Annotated in this window: 17 protein-coding genes, 2 pseudogenes and 1 riboswitch; of the genes and pseudogenes, 10 read left to right on the top strand and 9 right to left on the bottom strand. The window is 52.1% G+C overall.

The window, feature by feature from the left end:
* Positions 1-22 precede the first annotated feature (22 nt).
* The 3 genes and pseudogenes from ACI48K_RS08660 to ACI48K_RS08650 all read right to left on the bottom strand — a co-directional run.
* Positions 23-1,282 (bottom strand): annotated as a pseudogene (locus ACI48K_RS08660) (family 8 glycosyl hydrolase); the annotation flags it as partial.
* A 226-nt stretch (positions 1,283-1,508) separates the two neighbouring features.
* The gene (locus ACI48K_RS08655) at positions 1,509-1,928 is read right to left on the bottom strand and encodes a hypothetical protein (RefSeq protein WP_475027309.1); all 420 of its coding nucleotides are present in this window, start codon (positions 1,926-1,928) and stop codon (positions 1,509-1,511) included.
* A 54-nt stretch (positions 1,929-1,982) separates the two neighbouring features.
* Positions 1,983-3,137: pseudogene (locus ACI48K_RS08650) on the bottom strand (family 8 glycosyl hydrolase); the annotation flags it as partial.
* 372 nt (positions 3,138-3,509) lie between these two features.
* On the opposite strand from ACI48K_RS08650, the gene ACI48K_RS08645 reads away from it, so the two are divergent.
* Both ACI48K_RS08645 and ACI48K_RS08640 read left to right on the top strand, forming a co-directional pair.
* Complete coding sequence (locus ACI48K_RS08645; protein ID WP_475027182.1) at positions 3,510-3,680, top strand: hypothetical protein; 171 nt, start codon at positions 3,510-3,512, stop codon at positions 3,678-3,680.
* Between the two features lie 244 nt (positions 3,681-3,924).
* Complete coding sequence (locus ACI48K_RS08640; RefSeq protein ID WP_475027181.1) at positions 3,925-4,701, top strand: YheC/YheD family protein; 777 nt, start codon at positions 3,925-3,927, stop codon at positions 4,699-4,701.
* Positions 4,702-4,756: 55 nt separating this feature from the next.
* Here ACI48K_RS08640 and ACI48K_RS08635 read toward each other — a convergent pair whose 3' ends face one another.
* On the bottom strand, positions 4,757-5,830 hold the full coding sequence (locus ACI48K_RS08635; protein WP_475027180.1) for a glycosyltransferase family 4 protein: 1,074 nt from the start codon (positions 5,828-5,830) through the stop codon (positions 4,757-4,759).
* Positions 5,831-6,467: 637 nt separating this feature from the next.
* The gene (locus ACI48K_RS08630) at positions 6,468-6,662 is read right to left on the bottom strand and encodes a hypothetical protein (RefSeq protein ID WP_475027179.1); all 195 of its coding nucleotides are present in this window, start codon (positions 6,660-6,662) and stop codon (positions 6,468-6,470) included.
* Positions 6,663-6,902: 240 nt separating this feature from the next.
* Between ACI48K_RS08630 and ACI48K_RS08625 the strand changes: the two genes are divergently transcribed.
* A complete protein-coding gene (locus ACI48K_RS08625) occupies positions 6,903-8,708 on the top strand; it encodes an ABC transporter substrate-binding protein (RefSeq protein WP_475027178.1) in 1,806 nt (601 codons plus the stop codon).
* A gap of 54 nt (positions 8,709-8,762) precedes the next feature.
* Here the strand turns inward: ACI48K_RS08625 and ACI48K_RS08620 are convergent, their stop codons facing one another.
* Positions 8,763-9,359 carry a nitroreductase family protein gene (locus ACI48K_RS08620; RefSeq protein ID WP_475027177.1) on the bottom strand — a complete coding sequence of 199 codons (597 nt, stop codon included), beginning with the start codon at positions 9,357-9,359 and terminating at the stop codon, positions 8,763-8,765.
* 289 nt (positions 9,360-9,648) lie between these two features.
* Here ACI48K_RS08620 and namA point away from each other — a divergent pair, with 289 nt between their 5' ends.
* The 3 genes from namA (at position 9,649) to ACI48K_RS08605 (ending at position 12,326) form a co-directional block, all read left to right on the top strand.
* Positions 9,649-10,656, top strand: a complete 1,008-nt coding sequence (namA, locus tag ACI48K_RS08615) for an NADPH dehydrogenase NamA (RefSeq protein WP_475027176.1) — start codon at positions 9,649-9,651, stop codon at positions 10,654-10,656.
* 126 nt (positions 10,657-10,782) lie between these two features.
* Entirely contained in the window at positions 10,783-11,490 is a 708-nt protein-coding gene (locus tag ACI48K_RS08610; protein ID WP_475027175.1) for a futalosine hydrolase, read from the top strand.
* Positions 11,487-12,326, top strand: coding sequence for a 1,4-dihydroxy-6-naphthoate synthase (locus ACI48K_RS08605; protein ID WP_475027174.1), 840 nt, complete (start codon positions 11,487-11,489; stop codon positions 12,324-12,326). The genes ACI48K_RS08610 and ACI48K_RS08605 overlap by 4 nt, the downstream gene beginning before the upstream one ends.
* Positions 12,327-12,493: 167 nt before the next feature.
* On the opposite strand, the gene ACI48K_RS08600 is transcribed toward ACI48K_RS08605, so the two are convergent.
* Both ACI48K_RS08600 and ACI48K_RS08595 read right to left on the bottom strand, forming a co-directional pair.
* Complete coding sequence (locus ACI48K_RS08600; protein WP_475027173.1) at positions 12,494-13,378, bottom strand: radical SAM/SPASM domain-containing protein; 885 nt, start codon at positions 13,376-13,378, stop codon at positions 12,494-12,496.
* Positions 13,379-13,525: 147 nt separating this feature from the next.
* Positions 13,526-14,605: a DUF4183 domain-containing protein gene (locus ACI48K_RS08595; RefSeq protein ID WP_475027172.1), complete on the bottom strand. Its 1,080-nt coding sequence runs from the start codon at positions 14,603-14,605 to the stop codon at positions 13,526-13,528.
* Between the two features lie 496 nt (positions 14,606-15,101).
* On the opposite strand from ACI48K_RS08595, the gene ACI48K_RS08590 reads away from it, so the two are divergent.
* From ACI48K_RS08590 to ACI48K_RS08575, 4 genes are all read left to right on the top strand, one after another.
* Positions 15,102-15,515, top strand: a complete 414-nt coding sequence (locus ACI48K_RS08590; RefSeq protein WP_475027171.1) for a DUF4183 domain-containing protein — start codon at positions 15,102-15,104, stop codon at positions 15,513-15,515.
* 99 nt (positions 15,516-15,614) lie between these two features.
* Positions 15,615-15,674: riboswitch (Fluoride riboswitch) on the top strand.
* A 42-nt stretch (positions 15,675-15,716) separates the two neighbouring features.
* The gene (locus ACI48K_RS08585) at positions 15,717-16,103 is read left to right on the top strand and encodes a fluoride efflux transporter FluC (protein WP_475027170.1); all 387 of its coding nucleotides are present in this window, start codon (positions 15,717-15,719) and stop codon (positions 16,101-16,103) included.
* Positions 16,100-16,465, top strand: coding sequence for a fluoride efflux transporter CrcB (gene crcB / locus ACI48K_RS08580; RefSeq protein ID WP_475027169.1), 366 nt, complete (start codon positions 16,100-16,102; stop codon positions 16,463-16,465). Before ACI48K_RS08585 ends, crcB begins: the two co-directional genes overlap by 4 nt.
* A gap of 90 nt (positions 16,466-16,555) precedes the next feature.
* Entirely contained in the window at positions 16,556-17,656 is a 1,101-nt protein-coding gene (locus ACI48K_RS08575; protein ID WP_475027168.1) for a hypothetical protein, read from the top strand.
* A gap of 52 nt (positions 17,657-17,708) precedes the next feature.
* Here ACI48K_RS08575 and rpoD read toward each other — a convergent pair whose 3' ends face one another.
* Positions 17,709-18,602, bottom strand: a complete 894-nt coding sequence (gene rpoD / locus ACI48K_RS08570; RefSeq protein WP_475027167.1) for an RNA polymerase sigma factor RpoD — start codon at positions 18,600-18,602, stop codon at positions 17,709-17,711.
* Between the last annotated feature and the right edge of the window lie 229 nt (positions 18,603-18,831).

Genomic DNA, 18,831 nt, shown 5'->3' with positions numbered 1-18,831 from the left:
GGTTCGCGGCCGGCGGAACCGGATCACCTTCGGGCTTCCACCAATTGCCGGAAAGGAACAGCATGTTCAGCAGATTATAAGAGTCGCTGAAATAATCTTCCTTCTGATTCTTCATCCAATCCCAGCCGGCGTTGACCCAGGCTTGATTGCCGCCATTCGCGGCCCCAGCCGAAATCAAGGGCGAAACGAATACCGCCGTCGCATAGTCTCCGAAAGGAGTTCCATCCAGCTTGTAACCATTTTTAATTTTGGACGGAATGCCCCCGGTACCTCCTTTAATCCATGACGCCAGCTTATCGGCGATAACCTTTCCCCGCGGATCTCCATAAAAAGCATAATCCATAACGATGCGAAACGGAACGCGGCCGGCGTTATAGGAATACAGATTGGTCTCTTTGAATTCGTCCAGATACCATTCGGGCGCCGGCTTAGGCGGATCGCCCACCACGAAATCCGAAATTAGCCCGGTGTTTGGAGAATAAGCGCCGCTAAACTGGCTGTAAACGGAATATAAATTATCGATGACACGAATCCAAGTCTCATCTCCGGTCACGTCGTAAAACGCCCGGAGTTCGGCGAGCATCCAATCCGACGGGCGGGTGTTCAGCGCGTCTTTGGCATCCCAATCGCCGAGATTCAGGCGGTAGCCGGTTGTCACGTTGCTCGCCTTGATGCCGTCCGTAATCATTTTTTTCGCTTCCGCCAAATAATTGACGGCTCCCCCCGATCCCCACTGATTATGCGCCAATATCAGCGAGTACGCGATGTCGATATCGCCGTCGGTGGCCGAATCGAAATGTCCTTGGGCCTTGCTGCTGTCCGCCACGACCCAACCCATCAAATTGGAATTGATCGAGCTTTTATAGGCTCGCGCCGTTTTGAACAGTCCGTCGTAAATCGTCCGGGCATTGGGATCGTAACCGGCCATCAGGGCAGTGATAATCATGCCGTAGCCTTGTCCCTCGGAAGACCCTAATGCGGTGAATCCGTCCGGATCGCCCGTAATATCGCCTTTGACGTAATAACCCCCGGGCAGCGAAGTCAAATTTTGCTTCAGATAAGCGGCTTTCCAGTAATCATAATAGCTTGCGACCGATTGATTGAGGGCATCCTGAGCAGCGTTGCTGGGCTTGATGACGCCCGGATAACTCACTTGCTGCGGAAAAGGTTTCAATTCTCCGGCCGCGGAAACCTTGTGCCCCAGAACGGTGAAACCCATGGCCGTTATTGTGATCAGGCAGAGTGCGATCAAGCTGTATCTTTGAACCCTTTTCATAATCATTCCTCCTCGTATAGAAGTACAAATCGACTAACGGTGCAGGAATATGAAATAGCAAGGATGTCCTTCAATTGTATTTTATTACAGTCATGCTCAAAGATAAACCGGGGGTTTATCAGAAGCCTTAAGGATTTATGTAAAACAGAAAAACAGCCGTTAACCATGAAAGCTAACGGCTGTTTTTGGCTTTTGCCGGATTAAAGCAAACGATCGAATAAATCGGACCGGTTTATTTTTTTACCAACTCAAAATTATCGAATGCCGCCCAGTTGTTGGCGTTGGCATCGGTCCAAATGCCAATCTCCACTTGGCCGTTGGTTACCTGGATATTATCGACCGTATATTTCGTGTACTCCGTTATCGGGCCGCTTCCCATATCCACGGCTATTTCCGCAGCGCCGAAGTTTCTGGCAAACAACCGCAAAACATTCTGTCCCCCGCCGGAACGCACCCACACACTGGCAGAATAGGTGCCGTTCGGCACCGCCTTCGCTTGATACGTCAATTGCTGGTAATTGGTGGAGGCCCAGAAAGTTAGTTTATAGCTCCCTTCTTTCGGATAATCCGTATCCGCTTTTTGCGCAAGCACTCCGTTATGCCATTCCGTCCAGCCTGTCAAGTCTCCCGTTTCAAAGCCGGGATTCGTCAGGAGATTCGTGGGAACCGGATCAGGATCCGTCGGAGGGGTAACGACGCTGCTTCCCGGCTTCCACCAGTTGCCCGAAATGAACAGCATGGTCATTAAATTATAAGAATCGCTGAAATAATCCTCTTTTTTGTTTTTCATCCAATCCCACCCGGCGTTAACCCAGGCTTGATTGCTGCTGCTGGCCACGCCGGCCGAAACTAAAGGAGATACAAAAACTGCGGTGGCATAGTCCCCCACAGCGGTGCCGTCTAACTTATACCCGTTTTTGATTTGCGCGGGCTGTCCGCCGGTCTTGCCTTTAATCCAGGAAGCAAGCTTGTCCGAAATGGTTTTGCCGCGAGCATCCCCGTAAAGAGCGTAGTCCATGATAATACGCAGCGGAACGCGGCACGCATTGTAGTTGTATTGGTTGGTCTCTTTGGCCTCGTCCAAATACCATTCCGGCGCCGGCGCCGGAGGATTGCCTACGACAAAGTCGGAGATAAGCCCGGTATTCGAGGAATAGGAGCCGATAAATTGATTATAGACGGAATAAAGGTTATCGATGACGCGGTTCCAGGTGTCGTCGCCCGTTACTTCATAAAAAGCGCGCAGTTCGCTGAGCATCCAATCGGACGGACGGGTATTGAGCGCGCTTTTGGAGTCCCAGTCTCCCAAATTCAAACGATAGCCGCTTGTTACGTTACTCGTTTTGATTCCGCTCGTGATCATCTTTTTGGCTTCTTCCAAATAGTTGATCGCACCGTTCGATCCCCATTGATTATGGGCAAGAATAAGGGAATAAGCGATATCGATATCCCCGTCGGTCGCGGAGTCAAAATGACCTTGGGCATTCCGGCTATCCGCAACAACCCAGCCCATCAGATTGGAATTAATCGAACTCTTATAAGTGCGCGCAGTTTTGAACAATCCGTCATAAATGGTTTTGGCATTCGGGTCGTATCCAGCCATCAAAGCCGTGATGATCATGCCGTAACCTTGCCCTTCGGAGGAACCCAATGGGGTGAACCCCTCAGCATCTCCCGAAATGCCGCCTTTGATATAATATCCGCCCGGTAAAGAAGACAAATTATTTCTAAGGTAGGAAGCCTTCCAAGAATCATAATAAGAAGCTACCGATTGATTCATGGCAGCCTGGGTCACATGGTTCGGTTTGATTACGCCAGGATAGCTCACTTGCTGCGGGAACGGTTTCAATTCACCCGCTGCGGATGCCCTTTTGCCGGATCCGGCCAAACCCATTCCCGCAAAGATAAAGACGCAAAGCGCAATAAGCCATAACTTTTGAAGTTTTTTTGCCGATGACGCGGTTATTCCCCTTACTTGATACATGAACTTTCCCTCCTCTTGATCATCCGTTAATTTTGCCAGAAACTGCTTGCCGCGCCCCTCCCTCCTGTTTGCTGGTTTAGTTTAATTTTCTTAAAATAACATAAAAGTCCTGCAAATGTATTTTATTACAAAATTCAACAAAGATAAATCGCTGTTTTTGACAAATAGATTAACGTTTGCAATAGTCCGGATCTGGCAACCCTAAATAAAGTGCACCACCAATTGCCAAGTAAGAATAGGAGGATGAACATGGATCAACGGAACGGACAGCAGCCTCAAGACGAAGCAAAACTCCGCAATAAGGTGGATGAAGCCGGAGACTCCCTGGCGGAGAAAAAAAAGATGGAGAACGGCGTCGACATCGAACCCGAAGCCGACGAATGGGTCGCCAAGCCGGTTGCTGACACGGAAACCGACTGAACTCGAAACGCTAATAACCTGTAAAATCCGCATGGATTCTCGTCCATGCGGATTTTTTGCGCTTCCTGATCCGTATCTCGATCCTGATCTGCCACGCCGGAAGAATTATCCGAACTCACGCGGCGGGGGAAGTAAAATAGGGGAAGGCCGCTACAATTTTGTCATGACATATAGATAAGTACCCTTTCATTTGGCGCATGCCGGAATACACTAATCCCAAAATGCTTAAAGGGGACTTGCGCATATGAAACCAGCTCGGCATCCGCGCCATGTGGGCAGTAAGTGGAAAAAAACCAAAGCCTTATTGCAAAACAAGGATCTGCGCGAATACATCCCGGATACCCGCCAGTTTAGCCGGGACAATTTTTATCAGATGCTGATGAAATACAAAATGATTTACGTAAAACCGGTCAATGGCACCTTCGGAAACGGCGTCATGCGAGTCGAGATTATTGCTTCGGGACGGCAGCCTTCCTACCAATACCGGTTGGAGAAAAAAACGAGCTCCTTCCCAACGTTCGACGAGCTGTATAAATCCATACAAAAATGCAAGCTGAAGCGTCCTTACCTCGTGCAGCAGGGAATTCACTTGCTTACCTTTAAAGACAGGGCTTTTGATTTACGGGTGATGGTACAGCGTTCGCCGCAAAAAATCTGGAAAACAACCGGTTACATCGGCAGACTGGCTCATCCAAAAAAAATCGTCACCAACTATCACAGCGAAGGACAACCGATGGCGGCGGAAAAGCTGTTAGCTCCGCATTTAAAAGAGGCGCAGATGAAGCCGTTTATTGCTAAACTGCAAAAATTAGGCGAGGACATTGCGGTTCATCTCCAGAAGACGTTCCCGGGTTTTCGGGAAATCGGCGTGGATGTCGGGGTGGATTCTCGCCTGCGCCCCTGGGTCATTGAGGTAAACAGCATGCCTGACCCGTTTGTTTTCAAACTGTTGAAAGACAAAAGCATGTACCGTACCGTGCTGAAATACTCCCGCTTGAGCGGCCGCTTCGACAAAAAATAAAAGCAGCCCCCTTTCAATCATGCGTAAGGCATGTGCCCGAAAGGGGGCTGCTGTTTTATAAAATAAATTTCTTGTAAAGATCGAGCAGCTTTGAGGCCGTTTGCTTCCACCCGAACCGGTCGACCGCGTCCCTTCTCGCCTGGTTAGCCATCCGGGATGCCGCATCCGGATTTTCCGCAAGCTTTAAAATCCATTCGGCGTGTGCGCTGGGTTTTTTATATGCGTTTACCAGATAGCCATTCGAGCTGTGCTTAACAATTTCTTTAATCCCGCCGATATCGGAGGCGACAACCGGAAGGCCGGACGCCATAGCCTCAATATTGACAAGTCCGAAGGCTTCATGTTTCTGGGAGGGACAAACAAAGCAGTCGGCATGGCGGTATAACCGATGGATGGAACGATGGGGCACTTTGCCGGCAAAACGAACCGGCACCTTGTGCAGATTAGCGAGACGCTTCAGTGTCTTCATGTAGCCGGGCTTCCCCCCGCCAACGACGGTAAGCTTCGCCCCGCCGTATTGCTTGCGGACCTGGGCCATGGTCCTTATGAGAACCGGCACTCCTTTACGCGGAATCACCCGTCCGACAAAAAGCACGCGAAACTCTCCCGTGCTCCTACGTCCGGTTCCGGGCTTGAAGCGGTCCGTATCGACGCCAAGATGCACTTTGTGAATTTTTCCGGCCCGTTTCGGAAAACGCTTTGACAAGCTTTTTTTCAAAGAATCGCTGTTGGCAACAATCAGATCGGCTCGAGATAAGCTTGCGTCGACTTTCGATCCTGCCGGTACGAAGGTCAGTGAATGAAGGAATAAAGATACCGGCGTGTGCGGAAACATCGCTTTGATATTCGCCATATAATGGGGGCGATTATCCACCTGGATCAAATCATAGCTTTTTCCACTCACATACCGAAGTACCGCAGAGATATAGGATTTTTTCCCGCCATCTCCCACCCGCACGATCGTTAAGCTTCCCATTCGGCTGATCGGCGGCAAGCTTTTGCTCCGCCGGCTGACCAGAACCACGCTGTGACGAACCGCAAGCTGTTTGGCAATGGCCAGCATACAGATTTCCACCGAACCGTTTCCTGGAACGGGAATCTGCTCCGGCGCTACCAATAGTATTTTCATATCTGCTTCCCCTCTCGTATGTCCAAACATCTCTTTAGCATATGCGAGAGGAAAAAGCATCTCTATAGGTTAATGCCAAGCTAATGCCGGAATAAGCTCAAAGCACCCGGAAGCGCCGATTTTCAAAGCTGCCGATTACGGCATTGTCGGGAGATTTATTCGAGGTAGTGCACCTTTAACGGAGCAGCTTAGAAAGGTTCCTGTAAAGGGCAATCATTAGGATTTTACCGTCTGTCTTTTACTTTTGAATTGCTTTTGAATTGCTTTTGAACTGCTTCTAAACTACTTTTCCAACTCATCCATAAATTCCTGCAATATTACAGGTTTTTGGGTATGCGGCGGCGATGTGCACGTTAAAACCTGCGATTATGCAGGAATTTTCGGTTGTTCGAGTGACATATTAGGGAAATGGCAGATAAAACCTGCACTTTTGCAGGAATGTTACCTCAAAGAGGGATAATGACTAAAAAAAGATGCACTTTTGCAGTTTTGAGCTTCGCTGGATTTGCTGGATTTGTTGGATTTGTTGGGTTTGCTGGATTTGCTGGGTTTGCTGGGTTTGCTGGGTTTGCTTGGTTTGCTTGGTTTGCTTGGTTATCCTGTACTTTGGGGTTTCCGCATCTGTCCTGCAGCTTCGTTACGACTCATTGCTCTCCGGTTCCGGCGTTTCCGATTGCATCGCTTTCATAAGGCTTCGCTTGATCCGTTTGCTTCTGCGGATACTCGGCGCAGCGCTTACGATATCACTAAACTCCGCTTGACGGCCCTGGACTTGTGCTTGATGAAATCTGATTACTTCCTGTTCCATGCGATAAAACTCGTCGTATATCATGTGATGTGGCCTCCCTATCGGCTTGAGCGTTTTCCTCCAACCGGCTTCGGTACCATTATCTGCTTTAAAAGCAGGAAGAAAAAGTGTACACTATCTCCAAAGCACTTCCCCTTTTAACCTGCCGCTCAGCCAAATATTGAATTTAGGGGTAAGTGAGAACTTATGCGGGCTTGGGGAATGGCAGGCTTGTACGGATTGCAGGCTCCCCAAAAACGCAAACCGCTTTGGAGGTGAGGTCACTTGCTGACCGCGGAACGTTATGTCCTATTGCTCAATCATTATTCCGGCCCCGATCAAACGGAGTCTAAAGAAGCCGAAGTGGCCCTTGACGAGTTGGCGGCGCTGTTTCACTGCTCGGAGCGGAACGTCAAATTGATTATACGCAAGCTGCAAGAAGAGAATTTGATCCGCTGGCTTCCCGGCCGCGGGCGCGGGAATCGTTCGCGACTGGAGTTCAGGATGGGCCGGGAGGCTTTTCTCCTCGCCTTTGCGCAGCAGTTGGCCTATAAAGGGGAATATAAAACGGCCTTTGAATTCCTCCATCAAAATGAAGCGGACAAAGCCGTCCTGGAAAGATTTATCCATTGGCTAAATGAGCGGTTCGGAGCGGAACGATTAGCTGTGGGAGCGAATCAGAAGGATGTATTTAGTCTTCCGGTGTATAAGCCGCCGGTTACGCTGGATCCGGCGGAGCTGATCTACGGATTTGACGCGCATCTGGTCCGGCAGATCTTCGACAGACTCGTTCAATACGACTCGAAGCCGGGTCAAGTGAAGCCTATGCTTGCCCACTATTGGGAGCATAACGACAGCGCCACGATATGGACGTTTCATCTCCGGAAAGGCGTTTACTTTCATCACGGCAAGGAGCTGACCGCAGACGACGTTGTCTTTACTCTAAACCGTATCCGCGATGAGTCCATCAATCGCTGGCTGCTGAATACAATGGACAGCGCTGAGGCGCTCGACGCCAGAACGGTACGAATCTCGCTGATTCAGCCGAACTGGCTTCTTCCCCGTTTGCTGTGCTCTTCCTCCGCTTCAATTCTTCCCGAGGATTTTGGGGGCCGCGAGGAACAGCAGTATTGGGAGAAGCCAAGCGGGACAGGTCCTTTCCGGATTGCGCACCGGAACGACAATCGTTTGGAACTCGACGCGAATGAGCGTTATTTTCTTGGAAGAGCCTACTTGGATGTCGTGAAGCTGGTCTTCTTGCCGGAAAACATTCCGAACGCTTCCAAAATCAAATGGGAAAAGCTGATCAGCAACGACTCCCGCTTGCCAAGCCATGCCGGAAGCGATTGGACGCGGATCGAGACCCTTTGCAAGGGATGCACCCTGATTTCCTGGAATCGCAATAAGGCGGGGCCGCAGCAATCCTTGTCTTTCCGCCAGGCCGTCAATCTGATCCTTGATCGCCCGGGTCTGATTGAGGCTACCGGAAAACCGGGGTATCCGGCCAGCAGCTTTTTGCCGACGGAAGAGACCGAACTCGGGATTCACATGCATGACCCGGAAGCGGCGAAGCTGCTGTTGAAGGAATCCGGTTATAGCGGTGCTCCGATACACCTGACCGCCAAACTCCAGGATCGGGCGGATGCGGAAGGTTTCCGGGATCAATGCGGGAAATTCGGCATTCCCGTGGAAATCCGTTATGAAGAAATAGCCGATATGGGGAAAAGATCGGAGATCACCCAAGAAGCGGATGCCTATCTCATGACGCTGGTGTTTGTCGAAGACGAAATTTGCGAGCTTGAAGCTTTTCTTCGGGAAGACGGCTACGTTCACAGCCAAATGCCGCCGAGTTTTACCGGATGGGTGTCGGAGATCGCACGCGAAATCTGGGCTTCCGAATCGGCGGAGAAGCGCCGGGTTCTGCTGCAGCAGATCGAACTTCGGATTAAGGAAGAAGCTCAGGTGCTTTTTCTAGTTCACCGCAAGATGAACACCTATGTCCATCCTTCCGTTCGCGGCCTGACAGTCAACGATTACGGCTGGATGGACTTTAAGGACATTTGGCTGACTTCTCCCTCAACAGTCATTTAACATCAAAAAAGCGTCCGGCATAGAGATGCCGAACGCTTTTTGGGCAATAACTGTTTATTTGAACACTTTAAGCCGGTCATCGACTGGGGCAAACTGTTTTTCGCCCGCTCCTGCGGTGATATTGCCAAACGGCAATTGGGCGACCAATTTCCAGCTCGACGGAATATTCCATTCCGCGCCGACTTGTTCGTCAATCAGCGGGTTATAGTGCTGAAGCGACGCGCCGAGGCCCTCGCCTTCCAAAGCCGTCCAAACCACGAGCTGCAGCATCCCGGAGGATTGGTTCGACCAAATCGGAAAATTGTCGGCATAAGCCGCAAATTGCTCTTGAAGCCCTTGAATTACCGATTGATCCTCGAAGAACAAAACGGTGCCATGGCCGGCTTTAAATGAGTTGATTCTTTCATCGGTGGAGGCAAAGCTGTCGGCGGGAACGATTTTTCTAAGCGTCTCTTTTGTCAGGTTCCACAACTTATCATGCTGTTCGTTAAACAGCACAACCACACGCGCGCTTTGGGAATTGAATGCGGAAGGCGTATGTAGCACGGATTCCTTTACGATCTCTTCGATCCGTTCGTCCGAAATGGCGGATTCTTTGCCGATTCCGTAAATGGTGCGTCTTTTTTTAATCGCGTTCAAAAATTCACTCATGGTGATCTCTCCTTTTTCTCATTACGTGATTAGTCGCTGTTTAATGTAACCAGTATTGGAATAATTAAATCCAACAATTCATCATTAACTTACATTATCTCAGCAGATTTATTTTATATATTACATGAACTTTAAAAGGAGTGCAAGATAAAAATTAAACTAAAGTAAATGTATCGGTATAAAAATGTATACTATACTACAGAATTGTGCGTACTTGCATCTTTATATCCATTGAACTACCATTAGTTTCGGAGCATTACGTGACAGAAAAAAACGAAGGAGTGAGCACATGGAAACCAGACTGTTTTCCCCGTATACCATTAAAGACGTTACCTTAAAAAACCGGATCGTCATGTCGCCGATGTGCATGTATTCCGCCAACAACGACGGAAAAGTCAACGATTGGCATCTGCTTCATTATCCGACGCGAGCCGTCGGAGGCGCAGGGCTTATTGTCCTTGAGGCCACGGCCGTAGTTCCGGAAGGGCGGATTACTTATAAAGATCTGGGCATTTGGAGCGACGAATTTATTCCCGGCTTAAAAGAGCTGGTTCGCCTCATTCACCAAAACGGCGCAAAAGCCGCCATCCAGTTGGGCCATGCCGGTCGGAAAGCCGACCTGGAGGAAACGACCATTGCCCCTTCGGCGATTCCGTTCCCGGGGATGAAAACACCCAAAGCTGCCGATGCCGAAGATATTCGGCGTATCGTTGAGGCGTTTGGACAAGCGGCCCGCCGCGCCAAGGAAGCGGGATTCGACATCATCGAAATCCATGGCGCTCACGGCTACCTGCTCAATGAATTCCTTTCTCCGATCAGCAATCACCGGACGGATGAATATGGCGGAAGCGCGGATAACCGATTCCGCTTGCTGAGCGAAGTGGTCGACGCCGCAAAAAAAGAATGGGACGGTCCCGTTTTTGTCCGGTTGTCGGCCAATGAATACGATCCGGAAGGCAATACGCTGGAACAATACATCGAATACGCGCGGAAGCTGAAAGCCCAAGGGGTCGATTTGATCGACTGCAGCTCGGGCGGACTGGTGCCTGCTTCCATTCCGCTTTTCCCCGGCTACCAAGTGAATCTGTCCGACCAAATCAAACATCAGGCGGACATCCCTACAGGTGCCGTTGGTCTTATCAGCGGAGGCGTGCAAGCGGAAGAAATTCTCGGCAACGACCGCGCCGATCTTATTTTTCTTGCCCGTGCCCTGCTCCGCAGTCCCTACTGGCCGCATGAAGCCGCCAAGGAGCTCGGAACCGAGTTGGAGCGTCCTACGCAGTATAAACGTGCTTAACTCCCGAGCGGTCATTTTAATGCATTGAATAAGGCCGGACCCGGCCGCTTGCAGCGAGCGGGTCTGGCCTTTCCGTTTGGAGAGCTATATAATTTGGAGTGGAATTCGCTAAGGAGTTGGCCTTTTATGATAAATCAAGATCAAACAGTTTCCTCTCCCGCCAAAGTGAATGGCGGCTCTCCCCGGTTGAAGCGCGTACTGATCATGACAGCCGTCGCCGCGGAGCGGGATGCCGTATTGCGAGGGTTAAGCGGCCATGACGCCTTTGAGGTTCATTTGGCCGGCGTCGGTCCGGCTGCTGCAGCGGCTTCTACGGCGTCGCATTTGGCCGGCGGTAACTACGATCTCGTCATCAGCGCCGGAATCGGCGGGGGCTTCCGTGAAGCCGCGGGCTTATGCTCGCTCGTCCTGGCCAGCGAAATCATCGCGGCCGATTTGGGCGTGGAAACGCCCGAAGGATTTTTGCCGGTGGACGAGCTTGGGTTCGGAAAATCCCGTATTTCTGCGGACGCGGAAGTCTCTTCCCGCTGGAAGGACCGGATTGCCGCCGCGGGAATCCCGGCACAATCCGGTCCGGTCCTCACCCTGTCCACCGTAACCGGAACGGCCGCTACGGCAGAAAAGCTGGGACAGCAGGTACCCGGCGCTGCGGCCGAAGCTATGGAAGGGTACGGCGTCGCCGCGGCCGCGGAGCAATTTGGCGTTTCCGTTGTGGAAATCCGGGCTGTCTCGAACCTGGTCGGTCCCCGTCAACGGGAGCTTTGGAAAATCGAAGAGGCTTTGCAGGCCTTGGAACGCGGCTGTTCATTATTACCGGAGGTGCTTAAGATATGAAAATCGCTTTTTCTCCATGCCCCAACGACACTTTCGTATTTCATGCCTGGGTGCACGGGCTTATTCCCGGAGCGCCGGAACTTGACGTCACTTATGCGGACATCGATATTACGAACGGCCTGGCCGCTTCCGGAAACGGCCCCGATGTCCTGAAAATTTCTTATGCCGCTTTGCCCTGGGTGCTGGACGAGTATGCCCTTCTGCCCTGCGGCGGCGCGCTGGGACGCGGCTGTGGCCCGCTCGTTTTGACCCGCGGCGGAAAGAACGCCGCGGATGGAGCGGCCTCCCTATCGGGACGCCGGGTTGCGGTTCCGAGCGAACGCTCGACCGCATACCTGCTGTTCCGTCTGTGGGCGGCTCAAAACGTTCCCGGCGGCGTCGGTGAGATTATCGTCATGCCGTTTGACCAAATCATGCCGGCGCTGCAGCACGGAGACATCGATGCGGGCCTGGTCATTCACGAAGCGCGGTTCACCTATCGCAATTACGGCCTTGATATGCTGCAAGATCTTGGAAGCTGGTGGGAAGCCGACACCGGACTGCCGATTCCGCTTGGCGCGATTATCGCCCGCCGTTCTCTGGATTTGCAGTCGCTGGCTCGCTGGACGCGGGAATCGGTCGAATATGCCTGGGCCCATCCGCAGGCTTCCGCCGAATATGTCATGAACCATGCGCAGGAAATGTCACCCGAGGTGACCGAGGCCCACATCGATTTGTACGTTAACCCATACACCGCCGACCTTGGCGAAGACGGATACGCGGCCGTAACCGCGCTGCTAGACCGCGCGGCCGCGGAAGGGCTTGTTCCAAAAATTGACCCGGCCAAATTGAGATAATTCAATTCAAACATTCATAAAAATCGATTTTTTGGGGCTCTTTTGCGAAAGGGCCCCCTGTCATTTGGCTCAACTTGCCCGAAAAGCAAAAAAAGCCGAACTCGGCTCTTTTTAGCAGCTGCATATTTTTCCTCTACCGGATATCCCAACCGATCTATGTCCACAAATCAGGCTCCGCCGCCAAATCGCTGGCGGTAACCGCACTTGCGGCAGAGCTCTTCTACGGCCTCCCTGCGCGAGAACCCCTCGTACAGCCGGTTAGCTCGTTCTCCCTGAATGATTTCCGAAAAAGGCGTCTGATGCACGTTGCCCAAATTGATGATTCCCTCCCCATCCAAACAGCACGGAATAACCGTCCCGTCCACGAGGACGCCCGCCTGGTTGCGCAAGGCATGGCAGAAGCCTTTGCCGTCATCCTCCTTCGCCTGTAAATCAGGCCAATCGAACTCGTGGTCCTGATTCAAATAAACGCGTTCCGCAAGCCTGATTCCGCTGCCGGGAGCCACTTTCTCCTCTATACGATAATCCAGTCCAAATTCCTGTTCAATCATGGCAAGTGTGTTCCGGTTGCGGCTTCGCTGCAGGTTCGTCTCATTATCTTTGGTCAAATTCCAGAGACGGAAAGAAACGAGCAGTTGCGAAACCGAGACAGCCTCGCGGACAAACGACAGAATGTTCGATACGTACCCTTCACGGTCCGTCGAGCCTTCATGACCGTCAAAGCTGTGCAGCGAAAAGTTCATCTGCCGCAGCGCCGGCTTGCCGAGCAGCTTGGAGGCCGCTTTTTGAATTAGGGTGCCGTTGGTCGTAATATTAACCTGAAATCCCTTCTCGTAGCTGATATCAAGCAGTTGATCGATTTTGGGATGCAGCAGCGGCTCCCCTTTAACGTGAAAATAAATATAATCCGTATGCGGTTTGATCTCATCGAGTATCTTACCGAACTCCGCGATTTGGATAAATCTTGCCTGGCGCTGCGTCGGGGGACAAAAGCTGCAGGCCAGATTGCAAATGCTCGTCGTTTCGATATAAAACTTTTTGAATTTTTTCATAAGTACCTACTTTGCCTGATGTAATAGCGAATGGATCCACGTAACTGTGACATCCGTCATAACCTTCTCTTTTTATCTTATCGCAAAATCAGGCAAAGTCCCAACTGAATTTTTTGAGCTGCCGAAAATGCAACGACTATTGGAGGGCTATACGACCTGCGCCGTAATTTCAACAATTTCGATAACGATAGGCACCCCGGCAAATACCATATCCTGGCCAAGATTAATGGTTAAGTTCTGAGTATCCAACGCGTAAAGGCTTCCTTCCTGCATAAGTCCGTTAATGTAAAGATTCGTATAGGAGCTGGTTCCCAATCCGTCAAAGCCGGTCACCGTTCCCCCGGCGTCATTCGTAAAATCAGCGGCAGGGACCGAAACTACTCCTTGGATATCCGTAGGCGGAAAATAAAAGTATCTGAAAACCGCGGGAGTCACGAGAACCGTTCCGCCGGGCGGTCCCGGTGGGCCGGGTGGACCTTCGGGACCCGGTGGGCCTTGCTCTCCCGGCAGTCCATCCGGTCCGGCCACCCCAGGTGGGCCCTGCTCTCCCGGCAGTCCATCCGGTCCGGCCACCCCAGGTAAACCCTGCTCTCCCGGCAATCCATCCGGTCCGGCCACCCCAGGTGGGCCCTGCTCTCCCGGCAGTCCATCTGGTCCGGCCACCCCAGCTGGACCCTGCTCTCCCGGCAATCCATCCGGTCCGGCCACCCCAGGTGGGCCTTGCTCTCCCGGCAGTCCATCCGGGCCGGCCACACCAGGTAAGCCCTGCTCTCCCGGCAGTCCATCCGGGCCGGCCACACCAGGTAAGCCCTGCTCTCCCGGCAGTCCATCCGGGCCGGCCACACCAGGTAAGCCCTGCTCTCCCGGCAGTCCATCTGGGCCGGCCACCCCAGTTGGACCCTGCTCTCCCGGCACTCCATCCGGTCCGGCCACCCCAGGTGGGCCTTGCTCTCCCGGCAGTCCATCCGGTCCGGCCACCCCAGCTGGACCCTGCTCTCCCGGCGCGCCTCTTGGTCCCACCGGCCCCAAAGGACCCTGCACACCCGGTAATCCTTGCATCCCTGCCGGGCCGTAAGGACCAAGCGCTCCCGCAGGACCTCTTGGTCCGGCAGGGCCGGAATCTCCCCGCTGTCCCGGCAGCCCCTGCTCTCCCCGCTCGCCGGTCGGCCCTTGTGCACCCCGCCGGCCCTCGGGGCCTTGAACTCCATGACGACGCCTTTTTTTCAAGAGGATCTGCTCATCTCGCCTGATGCGATTTTGCCGCTTCGGACACTCTTTCTGTCGACCGTCTCTCCGTCGCGGTAATTCAAACCGGTCTTGTTTCTTTTGTTCCCAGCCGCTATACCAATATGAATCGCACAAGTCCGGCAGCTTACGCCGGCCAACCGGGAGAGAGGACGGCTCGGAATGCTTTTTTTCTCCCTTTCGGCTTGCATTTTTCATGAGTATCTTTTTGCCGTGGCTTTTCCTGATGCTTATGAACCGCGGTTTTTTACTGATCTTCATTCATAATCACACCTCGCCCTTCGACTCCTGCTTGAAACTCGCTTCGATATCATATGTGCCATCGTCTACCGTTGAATAGACATCTATCCTGAAGGGGTGGGCAGGAGGTCCAATAAATATATGCCTTGGAAGAATCGCCGTTTCCATTTCAGAGATTTATCATTATATGTTGTATATCGAGTCTCTCGATAAATTTAAAAAAAGGAGGTGACTTCGCATGCCAGTCGTTAAACCCGTATACACGGCTACGTCCACGGCACCGGTCGCTTCCGGCGGCGTTGTAACCACCACGATCACGCCTACCGTTACCCGTTATTTCGCCACCATTGACGCCGGTATGATCGGCGCCACCGACATTACGATTCCGGCAGCGAGTTTCGTAGATGACTCGGACACCGCAATCGTCGCTATCCCTGCGCTCACGGGCAGCGATTATTTTAACGTTTATATCAACGGCGTCATCCAGCAGGAATCTCTCTCCACCGTGACCACAGCCAGTTTGGTGCTGGATACTATCGATGTATCGGTTGGCGTTCCCGTCCAATTGGAAATCGGCAGCTTCGGGGACGTTACATCCGATATCACAACACCCCAAACCATTTCGGCACCGACCATTACGATTATCACCTAATTTCTCGGAGCCTCGTCAAGAGCTGCGGAATGTGTCCGCGGCTCTTGGTACATAATGATTTTATTGACTGAAATCACTGAATCTACTAAAATGTATCCATGTGCATAAGGCGATGGAGTTCGCCATAACCGCTCTTAAGCTAATGACTCCTACCAGCAACCACTGGTAGGAGTCTGTTTATTTTTCGGAGGAGGATGCAGCATGAATGTTATTGCTCTTATCATCGGCGGGTTTTTCGGTGCTGTCGTTCGTTATCAAGTGGGCGAATGGATCCCGGCAGCAGGGCATTTTCAATGGGCTACGGTACTGATCAATTTGTCCGGCTCCTTGTTCCTGGGATGGTTTTTTACCGTTGCGGGCCCTGGGAAAATGCGCCCCGAGGTTCGCACAGGGCTCGGAACCGGATTTACGGGGGCGTTTACGACGTTTTCGACGTTTTCGGTCCAATCCGTCGACGCCATGCTCACGGGTCATCCCGGCACGGCTGCAGGATATATCCTGATCAGTGTCATCGGCGGTCTTTTGATGGCTTTTGCCGGTGTGGCGCTTGGTCGGAAATCAGTTGAAAAAGCGGGGGAATCGGCATGATCAGTATCGGCATTGTTGGTTTCGGCGGCATTATCGGAACGCTTTGCCGCTTTTATCTGGGCAAATGGGTTTCCGCCAAAGCGGGAGCCAAATTCCCATGGGGAACCTGGATCATCAATATTAGCGGTTCTTTCATTCTCGGCGTATTATTCGCGCTCCATGCCCGGCATAGTCTTCCCGACTGGGGCTGGCTGCTGCTTGGAACCGGCTTTTGCGGGGCCTACACAACCTTCTCCACCTTCGGTTTCGAAACGACGCAGCTCATCGGGAACGGACACAAATTCCGTGCGGCCGTCTATGTCGTTTCATCGGTCGTTTTGGGCATTGCTTTTGCCTGGATCGGGAATCGGATCGCCGTCTAAACGATAACCCGCCCGATTCTTGGCCGAAGAGGGCCACCTTCCCGTATCCTGCATAAGATAAAGCAAATCAGCAGGAAAAGGTGATTCCTATTGGCCAGCTTTCGTAAAGCTTATTTGCTTAAACAGCGTTATGCCGGGAGATTGCTGAAAAGAAGAGGGATTCACGGGGTGGGCGTCGGCCTGCACGATCCCGCGAAGCCCAAAAAGGGCGCGGCCCTTATCGTGTACTCTGAAGCGATGTCATCAACCGCTCTTAAAAAAAAAGACAGCCGTATTCGCAAGGTCCCCATTCCTAGCCGCATCCCGACCAAAACCGGCTCCGTACCGGTGCGTGTCGTCCGCTCAACGCGGTTTCTGAAAAATGCTGCCCAAGAGGCGAGGCAATTCCGCAGAAGAATCCGTCCGGTGATCGCCGGATACAGCGTTGGCACAACCGGAGGATCCGGTACGGCCGGACTGATCGTCAGCGGCGGTTCCGGCGGCAGCAGCAGATACATTTTGAGCAACAACCATGTCCTCGTCAATAACAACACGAATCGCTATTCTGAGACGATTCAGCCCGGGGGGGCCGACGGAGGATCAAGCGGAAAAGACCGGATTGGCCGCATAGACAGATTCGTGCGGCTCAGCAAAACAAAACCCAATTACTTGGACGCCGCCACCTCCAAGCCTCTGCGCAGCAGCTTGCTCAGACCGAGCTATGCCGTATTCGGTACCGTGCCCGGTTCGGTCCGTTCCTACAAAGTCGGCGACCGGTTAAAAAAAGTCGGCCGCACAACCGGAGCCGTCACCGGTACCGTCGAATCGATCCATACGGACATCCAGGTCGATTATGGCGATTACGGCAATCTCGGAACGATCACGTTTAAAGATCAAAGCGTCATTCGCGGCAAAACGCCGGTATCGCTTGCCGGAGACTCCGGTTCGGTGTGGCTCACGAATCGCGGAAACTTGGCGGCCGCCGTCAATTATGCCGGTTCGGAAGGCGGACTTCTCTCGATTTCCTATCCGGTTGAGTGGGCGAATCAGGTGTTCGGAACCCGGGTTGCTCGTCCGACGAAAGTGGCACTCCTTCAGCCGCGAAGAGGAAAAGATAAAAATTATGTGTATGTCAGACCTTTATCGTCAAAAACACTCAGCAAGATCAAAACGGTCAAAGGCTTGGCTCGCAAGCCAAGACATGGCCGCTAAGAACGGCAAAAAAGCTCCCGAACTTTAAGTTCGGGAGCTTTCCGTATTCTAATTACTCCATGAAATCCTTCAGCCGTTTGCTGCGGCTTGGATGTCTCAGTTTCCGCAGCGCTTTGGCTTCGATTTGGCGAATCCGTTCCCGGGTTACACCAAACTCCTTGCCCACTTCTTCCAGCGTACGAGTCCGTCCGTCATCCATGCCAAAACGAAGGCGCAGCACATTCTCTTCCCGCTCCGTCAAGGTATCCAGCACTTCTTCCAGCTGTTCCTTCAAAAGCTCGTAAGCAGCCGCTTCCGCAGGGGCAGGGGCGTCCTGATCCTCGATGAAATCGCCCAGGTTGGAGTCGTTCTCCTCGCCGATCGGCGTTTCCAGAGAAACAGGCTCTTGAGCGATTTTCATGATTTCGCGTACTTTATCCGGCGTAAGCTCCATTTCCTTGGCGATTTCTTCCGGCGTCGGTTCACGGCCGATTTCCTGCAGCAGTTGACGCGAAATACGAATCAGTTTATTGATGGTTTCCACCATATGAACCGGAATCCGAATCGTTCTGGCCTGGTCGGCAATGGCTCTCGTAATCGCCTGACGAATCCACCAAGTCGCATAGGTGCTGAATTTAAAGCCTTTGGAATAATCAAACTTCTCAACGGCCTTGATTAGGCCCATATTACCTTCCTGAATCAAATCCAAAAAGACCATGCCGCGTCCGACATATCTGCGGGCAATGCTGACAACAAGCCGCAAATTGGCTTCGGCAAGCCGGCGCTTTGCCTCTTCATCGCCATTCTCGATCCGGCGCGCGAGCTCGATCTCTTCCTCAGCAGACAACAGAGGCACACGTCCGATTTCTTTGAGGTACATGCGTACCGGGTCGTCAATTTTAATACCTGGCGGCAGCGTCAGGTCGTCGGTGTATTCTGCTTCATTATGCTTCAAATCCTCTGTCATCTTTTAGACCCCCACCCTAATAAATGAAAATTACGAAAAAGTTTCTCTTTTCTCTAGCCTTTGTATATCCATTTGACAAAATGGCGGAATTATGCTATTATTTAAGAAAATTGCGCCGGACACCTGAAATCATGTGTTATGGCTATCCGTCATTGTAACATACAATATTTAATAATACAAGTTTTATTTTAAATAAAAAGCAGACACGCTGGTCCTTTGGGATCGGCTT

It is taken from the genome of Paenibacillus terrisolis (assembly GCF_056171975.1).
This window is presented reverse-complemented; position numbering and strand designations above follow the sequence as displayed.

Bases quoted from the DNA above. Each gene is read 5' to 3' on its own strand.
- ACI48K_RS08645 (WP_475027182.1), top strand. From the start codon at position 3,510: ATGGATCAACGGAACGGACAGCAGCCTCAAGACGAAGCAAAACTCCGC.
- ACI48K_RS08640 (WP_475027181.1), top strand. From the start codon at position 3,925: ATGAAACCAGCTCGGCATCCGCGCCATGTGGGCAGTAAGTGGAAAAAA.
- ACI48K_RS08635 (WP_475027180.1), bottom strand. From the start codon at position 5,830: ATGAAAATACTATTGGTAGCGCCGGAGCAGATTCCCGTTCCAGGAAAC.
- ACI48K_RS08630 (WP_475027179.1), bottom strand. From the start codon at position 6,662: ATGATATACGACGAGTTTTATCGCATGGAACAGGAAGTAATCAGATTT.
- ACI48K_RS08620 (WP_475027177.1), bottom strand. From the start codon at position 9,359: ATGAGTGAATTTTTGAACGCGATTAAAAAAAGACGCACCATTTACGGA.
- namA (WP_475027176.1), top strand. From the start codon at position 9,649: ATGGAAACCAGACTGTTTTCCCCGTATACCATTAAAGACGTTACCTTA.
- ACI48K_RS08610 (WP_475027175.1), top strand. From the start codon at position 10,783: ATGATAAATCAAGATCAAACAGTTTCCTCTCCCGCCAAAGTGAATGGC.
- ACI48K_RS08605 (WP_475027174.1), top strand. From the start codon at position 11,487: ATGAAAATCGCTTTTTCTCCATGCCCCAACGACACTTTCGTATTTCAT.
- ACI48K_RS08600 (WP_475027173.1), bottom strand. From the start codon at position 13,378: ATGAAAAAATTCAAAAAGTTTTATATCGAAACGACGAGCATTTGCAAT.
- ACI48K_RS08590 (WP_475027171.1), top strand. From the start codon at position 15,102: ATGCCAGTCGTTAAACCCGTATACACGGCTACGTCCACGGCACCGGTC.
- ACI48K_RS08585 (WP_475027170.1), top strand. From the start codon at position 15,717: ATGAATGTTATTGCTCTTATCATCGGCGGGTTTTTCGGTGCTGTCGTT.
- crcB (WP_475027169.1), top strand. From the start codon at position 16,100: ATGATCAGTATCGGCATTGTTGGTTTCGGCGGCATTATCGGAACGCTT.
- rpoD (WP_475027167.1), bottom strand. From the start codon at position 18,602: ATGACAGAGGATTTGAAGCATAATGAAGCAGAATACACCGACGACCTG.